General features: G+C 63.1%; 10 protein-coding genes and 2 tRNA genes. 5 read left to right on the top strand and 7 right to left on the bottom strand.

Annotated features, from left to right (window positions below; all coding sequences use genetic code 11):
• From tuf to CAK78_RS04385, 3 genes are all read right to left on the bottom strand, one after another.
• A partial coding sequence (tuf, locus tag CAK78_RS04395) for an elongation factor Tu (RefSeq protein ID WP_094696491.1) occupies positions 1–932 on the bottom strand: 932 nt, incomplete at its 3' end.
• Between the two features lie 170 nt (positions 933–1,102).
• Positions 1,103–1,177: transfer RNA gene (locus tag CAK78_RS04390), tRNA-Gly, on the bottom strand.
• A 38-nt stretch (positions 1,178–1,215) separates the two neighbouring features.
• A tRNA-Tyr gene (locus CAK78_RS04385) sits at positions 1,216–1,300 on the bottom strand.
• Between the two features lie 262 nt (positions 1,301–1,562).
• Here CAK78_RS04385 and coaA point away from each other — a divergent pair.
• Entirely contained in the window at positions 1,563–2,501 is a 939-nt protein-coding gene (gene coaA / locus CAK78_RS04380; RefSeq protein WP_005306328.1) for a type I pantothenate kinase, read from the top strand.
• A 74-nt stretch (positions 2,502–2,575) separates the two neighbouring features.
• Here the strand turns inward: coaA and birA are convergent, their stop codons facing one another.
• Both birA and murB read right to left on the bottom strand, forming a co-directional pair.
• Positions 2,576–3,541 (bottom strand): bifunctional biotin--[acetyl-CoA-carboxylase] ligase/biotin operon repressor BirA, encoded by a 966-nt coding sequence (gene birA / locus CAK78_RS04375; protein WP_094696490.1) that lies wholly within the window; start codon positions 3,539–3,541, stop codon positions 2,576–2,578.
• Positions 3,538–4,575, bottom strand: coding sequence for a UDP-N-acetylmuramate dehydrogenase (gene murB, locus CAK78_RS04370; protein ID WP_094696489.1), 1,038 nt, complete (start codon positions 4,573–4,575; stop codon positions 3,538–3,540). The genes birA and murB overlap by 4 nt, the downstream gene beginning before the upstream one ends.
• Positions 4,576–4,702: 127 nt before the next feature.
• On the opposite strand from murB, the gene CAK78_RS04365 reads away from it, so the two are divergent.
• Both CAK78_RS04365 and CAK78_RS04360 read left to right on the top strand, forming a co-directional pair.
• On the top strand, positions 4,703–5,356 hold the full coding sequence (locus CAK78_RS04365; protein WP_005306338.1) for a potassium channel family protein: 654 nt from the start codon (positions 4,703–4,705) through the stop codon (positions 5,354–5,356).
• The gene (locus tag CAK78_RS04360) at positions 5,353–6,708 is read left to right on the top strand and encodes a TrkH family potassium uptake protein (RefSeq protein WP_094696488.1); all 1,356 of its coding nucleotides are present in this window, start codon (positions 5,353–5,355) and stop codon (positions 6,706–6,708) included. The genes CAK78_RS04365 and CAK78_RS04360 overlap by 4 nt, the downstream gene beginning before the upstream one ends.
• Before the next feature lie 27 nt (positions 6,709–6,735).
• On the opposite strand, the gene CAK78_RS04355 is transcribed toward CAK78_RS04360, so the two are convergent.
• Entirely contained in the window at positions 6,736–7,563 is an 828-nt protein-coding gene (locus CAK78_RS04355; protein ID WP_094696487.1) for an AraC family transcriptional regulator, read from the bottom strand.
• A 100-nt stretch (positions 7,564–7,663) separates the two neighbouring features.
• Here CAK78_RS04355 and CAK78_RS04350 point away from each other — a divergent pair, with 100 nt between their 5' ends.
• Together CAK78_RS04350 and CAK78_RS04345 are read left to right on the top strand one after the other, a co-directional pair.
• Positions 7,664–8,197, top strand: coding sequence for a carboxymuconolactone decarboxylase family protein (locus CAK78_RS04350; protein WP_017409800.1), 534 nt, complete (start codon positions 7,664–7,666; stop codon positions 8,195–8,197).
• A 13-nt stretch (positions 8,198–8,210) separates the two neighbouring features.
• Positions 8,211–8,645 (top strand): DUF417 family protein, encoded by a 435-nt coding sequence (locus CAK78_RS04345; RefSeq protein ID WP_017409799.1) that lies wholly within the window; start codon positions 8,211–8,213, stop codon positions 8,643–8,645.
• Positions 8,646–8,685: 40 nt separating this feature from the next.
• On the opposite strand, the gene CAK78_RS04340 is transcribed toward CAK78_RS04345, so the two are convergent.
• A complete protein-coding gene (locus tag CAK78_RS04340; protein ID WP_094696486.1) occupies positions 8,686–10,653 on the bottom strand; it encodes a DNA topoisomerase III in 1,968 nt (655 codons plus the stop codon).
• Positions 10,654–10,788 lie beyond the last annotated feature (135 nt).

Genomic DNA, 10,788 nt, shown 5'->3' with positions numbered 1-10,788 from the left:
ACGTACACTTCAGATTCGAACTTGGTGTGCGGCTTGATGGTGCCCGGCTTGGCCAGTACCTGACCACGCTCTACGTCTTCACGCTTCACGCCACGCAGCAGCGCGCCAACGTTCTCACCTGCACGACCTTCGTCCAGCAGTTTGCGGAACATTTCAACGCCGGTACAGGTGGTCTTGGTGGTATCTTTGATACCAACGATTTCCACTTCTTCACCAACTTTAACGATACCGCGCTCTACACGACCGGTTACTACGGTACCACGGCCTGCGATGGAGAATACGTCTTCGATCGGCATCAGGAACGGCTGGTCAATTGCGCGCTCCGGCTCCGGAATGTAGGTGTCCAGGTGGCCAGCCAGTTCCAGGATCTTCTCTTCCCACTGAGCTTCGCCTTCCAGCGCTTTCAGTGCGGAACCACGTACTACCGGCAGGTCATCACCCGGGAAGTCGTACTCGGACAGCAGTTCGCGAACTTCCATCTCGACCAGTTCCAGCAGCTCTTCGTCATCTACCATGTCGCACTTGTTCATGAACACGATGATGTACGGAACGCCTACCTGACGGCCCAGCAGGATGTGCTCACGAGTCTGCGGCATCGGGCCGTCAGTCGCTGCTACTACCAGGATCGCGCCGTCCATCTGGGCAGCACCGGTGATCATGTTTTTAACGTAGTCGGCGTGACCCGGGCAGTCTACGTGAGCGTAGTGACGGGTAGCGGTGTCGTATTCTACGTGGGAGGTGTTGATGGTGATACCACGCTCACGCTCTTCCGGCGCCTTGTCGATCTGGTCGAAGGCGAAAGCTTTACCACCGAAGTGCTTGGCCAGCACGTTGGTGATGGCTGCGGTCAGGGTGGTTTTACCGTGGTCAACGTGGCCGATGGTACCCACGTTAACGTGCGGTTTATTACGCTCAAATTTTTCTTTAGACATGATCGTCCCTCTAAACTAACGCTGAGTACGCGGTGGCAAGCTAACCACAGAACAGTTTATATGATGGATTTGAATCTGGCAGGGAAGAGAGGCTGGTGCTGACAGGCTGGTTCGATTGCCGAACTCACCCTAGGGTGTGACTCTGCTATCGCCTGAGCCAATCAGCATCTTGGAGCGGGCAGCGGGAATCGAACCCGCATCATCAGCTTGGAAGGCTGAGGTAATAGCCATTATACGATGCCCGCATTTCTCTAACCCAAAGAACTCAAACCGCAGAGAAATATGGTGGAGGGAGAAGGATTCGAACCTTCGAAGGCAGAGCCGTCAGATTTACAGTCTGATCCCTTTGGCCGCTCGGGAACCCCTCCGTTACGTCAATGTCACAACGGTAATTCTGCTTGCACCCGTTGATTTGTCGCTTTTGCTGGGCAAATAGACGACAGACATCTAAGCGTCGCGCATTTTATGGTAAGGATTTTGGGGATGCAACCATTGCGCCTTGCAAAATGTGCATTATTGCCAGGAACCAGGCAAAAAAGGACTCACTCTCCGCTCGAAACCGTCGCTTCTCTTGTCGCTCCAGCCCCCCTTGGTGTATGGTCGCCCTGCCCAAGAAACAGTGACGACACCATGACGACAGAGCATAACCCCTATCTGCAATTCACCCGCGAACAATGGGCGTTATTGCGCGACTCGGTCCCTTTGACCCTGACCGAGCACGATCTGCAAACCCTGCGCGGGATCAACGAGAAGGTGTCATTGCAGGAGGTGGAAGAGATCTATTTGCCCCTCTCCCGTCTGCTCAATCTCTACGTCAAGGCCAAGCAGCGCCGCAGCCGGGTGCTGGAACAGTTCCTCGGTCAGTCTCGCGGCAAGGGCACCTACATCATAAGCATCGCCGGCAGTGTGGCGGGTGGTAAAAGTACCACGGCGCGCATCATGCAGGCGCTGCTGGAGCGCTGGCCGGAGCACCCGCGGGTGGAGCTGGTCACCACCGACGGCTTTCTCTACCCCAACAAGGTACTGGAAGAGCGCGGCCTGATGCGCCGCAAGGGATTCCCGGAGTCCTACGACATCCGCCATCTGGTGGAGTTTGTCGCCAACATCCGCGCCGGCCACGAGAAGGTCGAGGCCCCCGTCTACTCCCACCTCATCTACGACATCATTCCGGATGAGAAGAAGGTGGTGGAGCAGCCGGACATCCTGATCCTGGAAGGGCTCAATGTGCTGCAAAGCGGCATGGACTACCCGCAGGATCCGCACCGCGTGTTCGTATCGGACTTCGTCGACTTCTCCATCTATGTGGATGCCGACGCCGAACTGCTGCGCACCTGGTATATCGAGCGTTTCCTCAAGTTCCGCAGCGGTGCCTTCTCGGATCCGGACTCCTACTTCCACCACTACGCCAAGCTGGCCGAGAGCGAGGCGACCAAGATCGCCAGCAACATCTGGCAAGACATCAACTATCTGAATTTGAAAGAGAACATCCTGCCTACCCGGGAGCGGGCCAACCTGATCCTGACCAAGGGCAACGAGCACGCCATCGAGCAGATCAAGCTGCGCAAGTAACGGCGGCAGCTCACACATCAATGAAGAGGGGGCCCGCAGGCCCCCTCTTCATTGGGTGACGGTCAGCGCCGCCATCAGTCGCCCCGGCGCAGGGAGATCTCCCCGCCCAGATAGAACTTGATCCCCTCCTCCGTCTCCAGCCGCAGGGCACCGCGATCATCGATACCGCGCGCCACGCCGCGGATCTCCTGCTCGCCCATCAGCAGTCGCACCGGCCGGCCGGCGAAGTGGTCGAGCCGGTTCCAGTCCGCCACGAAGCTGGCGAGCCCCTCCTGTTCGAAGGTGAGCATGGCCTGCTGCAGATGTTCAATCACCCGGCCGGCCAGCAGATTGCGGTCCACCAGTTCCGGCTGGATGTGGCGCAATTCGGACCAGGCCTGATCGATCCGCTCCGCCTCCCGGCTCGGCATCGCCAGGTTGAGGCCGACCCCGATCACCAGGTGGCAGCTGGCGCCGGCGCTGCCGCTCATCTCCACCAGGATCCCCGCCAGCTTGCGGCCCTGATAGTAGAGATCGTTGGGCCACTTGAGCTCAACTCCCGGATAACCGAGGGACTCCAGCGCCTGCACCACGGCCACCCCGACCGCCAGACTCAGTCCCATGGCCGCCGCCATGCCCTGCTCCAGCCGCCAGTACATGCTCAAGATCAGCTGGCAGCCGAAGGGAGAAACCCAGGGCTTGCCGCGCCGGCCGCGCCCGGCGGTCTGGCACTCGGCCAGGCAGCTCTCGCCCGACTGCAGCTGGTTGACCCGCTCCAGCAGGTACTGGTTGGTGGAGTCGATGACCGGGAAGCAGTGCACCGGTGCCATGGGCGCCAGCGCCTGCAGCTGTGTCTCGTCATAGAGCGCCATCGGCACCGCCAGCCGGTAACCCTTGCCGGTCAGGCTGAAGAGATCCAGCCCCAGCTCCTTGAGCGCCGCCATGTGCTTGCTGACCGCCGCCCGACTGATGCCGAGCTGCTCGCCAAGCTGCTCACCGGAGTGGAATTGCCCGTCGCTGAGCAGGGAGATCAGAGTCTGCCGGATGGGAGTCAGGGTCATGCCAGTACCTCGTCGAGCCAAGTTTCACCACGGCGGCCCATGAAGCGCACCTCGTGCTCCAGCACCACCCCGAATTTCTGCTCCACGCTGTCACGGACATGGGCCGCCAGCGCGATCAGCTCCATGGCGCTGGCACCGCCCAGATTGACCAGCACCAGCGCCTGCTCCTGATGGACGGCGGCGCGGCCAATGGCAAAGCCCTTGAGGCCGCACTGATCGATGAGCCAGCCCGCGGCCAGCTTGGCCAGCCCTTCCCCCGCCGGATAGAGCGGCATCTGGGGATATGTCAGCTTGAGCGATGCCGCCAGCGCGGCGGGCACCACCGGATTCTTGAAGAAACTGCCCGCGTTGCCGAGCACGGCCGGATCCGGCAGCTTGGCCGTGCGGGTGGCGCAGACGGTGTCGAAGATGGCCTGTGCCGAGGGCTGTTCGCCCAGCGCGGCCAGCGGACCATAACCCTGGCTTGGCTGCCAGGCCTTGGCCAGTCGCAGACCGACCGCTGTGATGAAGTGGCTGTCCTGATACTCGTGCTTGAAGATGCTGTCGCGATAACCGAAGCGGCAGTCGGCCGCGGCGATTCGTTCCATCTCGCCGCTCTGCCAGTTGAACGCCTCGACGTAGGCACAGACGCTGGCCAGTTCGACCCCGTAGGCGCCGATGTTCTGCACCGGTGCCGCCCCGACCGTGCCGGGGATGAGCGCCAGGTTTTCGAGACCGTACCAGCCCTGCTGCAGGGTGTGGCACACCAGCTCGTGCCAGTTCTCGCCGGCAGCCACGTGCAGCAGCCAGTGATCCCCCTCGTCGTGCAGCGCTATCCCCTTGAGCCGGTTGAGCACCACCACCCCGGCGAAGTCATCGCAAAACAGCACGTTGCTGCCACCGCCCAGCACCAGCCGCGGCAAGCCAGCCAGCTCGGCGTTGGCAACCAGCTGCAGCAGGTCGTCGGTTTGTTCCACTTCGGCCAGCCAGTGGCAGTGGGCATCGAGGGCGAGGGTGTTGAGCGTCAACAGGGTGGCGTGCGGGGTGAGTTTCATCTGCGTGTTCCGACAATGGCAAGCGGGCAGTCTACCTTATATTGCCGCCGGACGAAAAATCCCGCCCTCTTTTCGGACTCATATAGCTGGAGTAGAGTATCCCGCTCCGACTCTTGAGGAAGTACTCATGAACAACCAATTTGCCGTCATCGGCCTGGGGCTGTTTGGCAGCGCGCTGTGTGAAGAGTTGCAGCGCCAGGATGCCGAGGTGCTGGCGATTGACATCGACGAGAGCAAGACCCGCCAGATCGCCACCCTCTGCAACCACGTCATCGTGGCCGACGCCACCGACGAGGCCACCGTCGCCGAGCTGGGCCTGGCCGACTTCGACATCGTCTTCGTCGCCATTGGTGACAACCTCGAGACCAGCATACTCACCACCCTCGTCCTCAAGGAGGCGGGGGTGAAGAAGGTCTGGGTCAAGGCGCGCGACAAGTTCCACGCCAAGATCCTGCAGAAGGTGGGTGCCGACAAGGTGATCAACCCGGAGTGGGACATGGGTCGTCGGGTCGCCCAGAGCATGCTGGATAACCGGCTGTTCGACTATCTGGAGCTGGGTCACGACATGGTGCTGACCGAGTTCGTCATCGGCCTGCAGTTGAACGGTCGGGCCCTCAGCGACTTCCATCTGCTGCAGCAGAGCGAATTCCAGCTGCTCGCCATCAAGCGTGGTGAGACCCTGCACAACGTGCTGACCGGCAAGATGGAACTGCAGCTGGGTGACATCCTGATCCTGGCCGGCAACAAGCACGCCATCGACCACTGGCTGGAAACCCTATGACCCGTTGGCGCAGCAGCTACGCCTTTGCCCTGCACCGGGAAGACGAGTCCCGCTGGAGTGAAGCCAAGCTGATCCTCGGCAGTTTTCTGGTCATCCTGCTGATCGGCACCCTGTTTCTGGTGCAGCCTTCCAGCCACAACGGCCAGGTGAGCTTCATCAATGCCCTGTTCACCGCCACCTCGGCCATCAGCGTGACCGGGCTCGGGGTGGTGGACACCGGCACCGCCTTCACCCTGCAGGGGCAGATCTTCCTGCTGATGCTGATGGAGATTGGCGGCCTGGGCCAGATGACCATGACCCTGCTGCTCATCGCCATGTTCAGCAAACGGGTCGGCCTGCGCCAGCAGGTGCTGGCCAAGGAGGCGCTGGGCCAGGAGGGATCGGTCAACATCATCCAGCTGGTGAAGCGCATCGTGCTGTTCGCCTTCATCGCCCAGCTCATCGGCACCGCTCTGATGGCCATCCGCTGGGTGCCCGAGATGGGGTGGGAGCGCGGCCTCTACGTCAGCTTCTTCCACGCGGTGTCGGCCTTCAACAACGCCGGCTTCTCGCTGTTTGCCAACAATCTCATGGACTACCGGGACGACCCCGTCATCAGCCTGACCATCGCCGGTCTGCTGATCCTAGGCGGGCTCGGCTTCACTGTCATCGTCGATCTGGTGCGCAACCGCCGCTGGCGCAAGCTCAAGCTGCACAGCAAGCTGATGCTTATCATGACCCCGGGCCTGCTGCTGCTGGGGACCCTGATGTTCTGGCTGCTGGAGCACAACAACCCGGGCACCCTCGGCAAGGTCTCCTTCGGCGGCCAGTGGCTGGCGGCCTTCTTCCAGTCCGCCAGCGCCCGTACCGCGGGTTTCAACACCATCGACATCGGCCTGATGACCCCGGCCGCCCTGCTGTTCCTGATGATGCTGATGTTCATCGGGGCAGGTGCCACCTCCACCGGTGGCGGTATCAAGGTGACCACCTTCGCGGTGGTGCTGCTGGCGACCAAGGCGTTTCTGACCAAGCGCCCTCACGTCACCGCCTTTGGCCGCACCCTCTCGTCCCAGATAGTGACCCGATCGCTCGCCATCATCATGGTCAGCACCATGGTGCTGATGCTGGCCATGTTCCTGCTGATGCTCACCGAGCAGCAGCCCTTCGACAAGATCATGTTCGAGACCATCTCGGCGTTCGCCACCGTGGGGCTCTCCACCGGCATCACCGCCTCCCTGAGCGAGCCTGGCAAGCTCATCCTGGTGCTGGTGATGATCTGCGGCCGTCTTGGCCCGCTGACCCTGGCCTTCATGCTGGCTCGCCCGGTCGAGACCCGCATCAAGTACCCGGAAGAGAGCGTCTACACCGGCTGATGACACCGGGGTCCGTCGCGGCCCCGGTCACTCGCGCTGTCGCGCCTTGAGCCAGCGCCCCGGGCTCATGCCAAACTCCCGCTCGAACGCCCGCCCGAAGGCGGTGCCCCCGCTGTAGCCCGCCCCCAGCGCCACCTGGGTAATGGACTCCCCCGCCAGCAACTGCTGACTGGCCAGCACCATCCGCCAGCGCGTCAGATAGTCCAGCGGCGTCTGTCCGGTCAGCACCTGAAAATGAGCGGCGAAGCGGGCGCGCGACATGCCCGCCTCCCGCGCCAGGGTCGCCACCGTCCAGGGCTCGTCCCCGCGCTGATGCATGACCGCAATGGCCCGTGCCAGTCGCGGGTCGGAGAGGCCGGCCAACATCCCCTGCCGACAGAGCCCCTGTTCCACCAGATGACGCAGCAAGAGGATCAGCAGCACCTCCAGCAGACGGGAGAGGATCGGCGGCTGACCGTAACGCTCGGCGAAGGCCTCCTCGAACAGCAGGGTCAGTACCGGCGCAATGGCCGGGATCGTCTGCAGCGGCAGCACCAAGGTATCCGGCAACGCCAGCTGCAGTGGAGAGTCTCCTGCCGGCCCGAACGACACGCTGGCACACACCAGGTCGCAGCCCGCCAGCTGGCAGGGTTCGAGCCTGTGTGCCTGCCCCCTGGCGTAGAGGATCAGGGTCGGCTTGGTCAGCAACAGGGGTTCACCCCCCTCTTCGCGCAGCAGCAGTTCGCCACGGCGCAACAAGTGCAGATGGCCGCCGGCGGGATAGTCGCTGCTGTGAGAGTGCTGACACAGGTTGCCGGCGAAAAAGAGACTGGCCTGGGGAGCGGCATGGGCCAGCAGTATCGAGAGTGGATCCATATTTGAGACGCCTGGTAGTCAATGATGGACTCTGGGTGATAAAGCGTACCATTAAAACTGGCATAGTGTCTCCCGTACCCAACCCAAACAGGAGCACATCATGAGTCGCATTCACGCCGTCGTGCAGCCCAAACCGGCAGCCGCCCCCACCTTCGCCGCCCTGAAAAGCAGCCTGGGCATGGTCCCCAACCTCTACGCAACCCTGGCCCATTCACCGGCCCTGCTCAACGGTCTGCTCGGCTTTGCCGACGCGCTGGGCAAGGGGCGGCTCAGCGCCCGCCAGCGAGAGCTGCTGGCACTGGCCATCGGTCAGGCCAACGCCTGCCAGTACTGCCTGTCGGCCCACACCCTGCTGGCTGGCCGGGCCGGTTTCGATGACGACGCCATCCGGGCTGCCCGTCTGGCTCAGGCGGCGGATCCGCTCGATCACGCCCTGTTGCAGCTGGCGGTCGCCCTGGTCACCCAGCGCGGCGTCATCAGCGATGCGCAACTGGCCGCCGCCCGGGCGGCGGGCGTGGATGATGAGCTGATGATGGAGGTGCTGGGGCAGGTGGTCATCAATACCCTGACCAACTACGGCAATCATCTGGCGGAAACCGACATCGACTTTCCGCCCGTCACGCTCACCCCATGACAGAGGAGCAGAAATGGAACGTCATGATCGAGGTTTTCTGATCGCCCTTGCGGGGGTGGTACTGACCCTGCTCTGGATCGGCGTGTTCAAGTTCACGCCGACCGAGGCGGCGGCTATCCGGCCGCTGGTGGCAAGCCACCCGCTGATGAGCTGGCTCTATGCCGTGCTCTCGGAGCAGGCAGTCTCCAATCTGATCGGGCTGGTCGAGATCCTGATCGCCGGCGGCCTGATTGCCGGCCTGTGGCGGCCACGTCTGGGCTACTGGAGCAGCCTGGGGGCCATCCTGACCTTCCTCGTGACCCTCAGCTTTCTGCTGACCCTGCCGGGCGTCTGGAAGCTGGTCGACGGGGTGCCGGTCACCGAGTTCTTCATCTTCAAGGATCTGGTGCTGCTCGGCGTTGCCTGGCACTACCTGAATTTGAGTCGCGCCAGACTGGCCGACGCCTGACGACAATGCCTTTTTGCGCCCCGGAAGGGGCGTTTTTTTATCAGGCGGCCCTGGCTGGCCGCTTGCTCCCCCGCTTGCCTGCCCCTGTCGTGCCACCACTCGCCGGGCTGCGCTTGCGTTTGGTGAAGCGACGCTTGTCGGCACTGGGCGCCGCCTTGGGCAGGGCGCTGAAGCTGGCCCCCGAATCCTGCCTGGCGCCGTCGATCAAACCGTTCAACTGTTCGGTGAGCGGCCCCATGAACTGCTGATAGCTCGCCTGCCGCTCGGCAATCCGGCCGAGGTGCTGCTCCCACAGCGCCGTCATGTCCGGGGTGGTGGCCGTGGCAGGCAGGGCCTGGATCAACGCCCGCCCGGTGGGGGTCGCCTTGATGCTCTTGCCCTGACGCACCAGAAAGCGGCGCTTGAACAGCAGGTCGATGATGCCGGCCCGGGTCGCCTCGGTGCCGAGGCCGTCGGTTTCGCGCAGGGTCTTGCGGATCTCGGGATCCTGCACGTAGCGGGCGATGCCGGTCATGGCCGCCAGCAGGGTGGCATCGGTAAACGACTTGGGCGGCTGGGTCATCTTCTCCAGCAGCTCCCCCCGCTCGCACAGCAACTGCTCGCCCTGACGCAGGGCAGGCAGGGTTCCCGCCTCCTCCTCGTCATCTTCCTCCACCCCCAGCAGCGCCTTCCAGCCCGCCTTGAGGATCCGCCGCGCCTTGGCCTGAAACTGCCCGCCGGCGATGCGCAGCAGCACCTTGCTGTCGTTGTACTCGAACGGCGGGTAGAACTGCAGCAGGTACTGGCGGGCAATCAGGCCATACAGCCTGGCTTCATCGCCACTCAAGCTCCCCTCGTTGCCGTGCTTCTCGGTGGGGATAATGGCGTGGTGGGCATCCACCTTGCTGTCGTTCCACGCCTTGCTGCGGATCTTGCCGTCCGCCTCGCTCACCGCCCTGGCCAGCGCCGGCGCCGTGCTGGCGATGGCCTCCCGCACCTGGCCTGCCCGGTTGAAGTGCTCGCTCGGCAGATGGCGGCTGTCGGATCTGGGATAGGTGATGAGCTTGTGCCGTTCATAGAGGCTCTGGCAGACATCCAGCACCCGCTTGGCGTCCATGCCGAACCGCTTGGCGGCATCGATCTGCAGGCTGGAGAGGTTGTAGGGCAGCGGCGCAGCCTGCTTACGGGCCTGCTCCTCCACCTCTTCCACCAGTGCGGGTTGACCCTGGATCCGCTCCACCACCTTGGCGGCCAGCGCCCGGTTGAGCACTCTCCCCTCCTCGTCCTGCCAGGGCAGACAGGCCTCAGAAGGCAGCCACTTGGCGCTGAAACGCTCGTTGCCTTCGGTCTGTAGATGGGCCAGCACCTCGAAGAAGGGTTTGGGCACGAAGGCCTCGATCTCGAGATCCCGCCGTACCACCAGCCCCAGCAGCGGCGTCTGCACCCGGCCAACCGAAAGCAGCTCGCTACAACCCCCCTTGCGACCAAGCAGGGTATAGGCGCGGGTCATGTTGATGCCATAGAGCCAGTCGGCCCGGCTGCGGGCCAGCGCTGACACCGCCAGCGGCACGAACTCCTTGTTGTCTCTGAGCTTGTCGAGGGCGCGGCGCACCGCCGGCGGGTTGAGATCGCTGATGAGACAGCGCAGCACCGGCCGGGTTTTGCCATAGCCGAGAAAATCGATCACCTCGTCCACCAGCAGCTGCCCCTCCCGGTCCGGGTCACCGGCGTTGACCACGCAGTCTGCCTGCTTGAGCAGGCGCTTGATGACGGTGAGCTGGGTCTTGGTCTTCGGCTTGGCCACCAGCTGCCACTGGCTCGGGATGATGGGAAGGGATTCCATGCGCCACTGCTTGTAGGCGGCATCGTAGGCATCGGGCTCGGCCTGCTCCAGCAGGTGGCCGATGCACCAGGTCACCACATCCCCCTGCGCGGTTTCGATGAAGCCCTCCCCCTTCTTGTGGGGCTTGGGCAGCACGTCGGCAATGGCGCGCCCCAGACTGGGCTTCTCGGCGATAAAGAGTCGCATGGCAAATACCTGAACACTGTATATGCGAACAGTATATACCGGGCCCAGGGCAAAGCCCAAGCCCCTGCCAGGCGCGAGACGACAGGCTACTGCACAGGCGAGAGAAGGGAGCAGGGAGTCATGGCCCAACGATAA

This window comes from Aeromonas sp. A35_P, assembly GCF_002259925.1.
GTDB lineage: Bacteria > Pseudomonadota > Gammaproteobacteria > Enterobacterales > Aeromonadaceae > Aeromonas > Aeromonas dhakensis.
The sequence above is the reverse complement of the archived record's forward strand: the minus strand, read 5'-3'. Positions and strand labels throughout refer to the sequence as shown.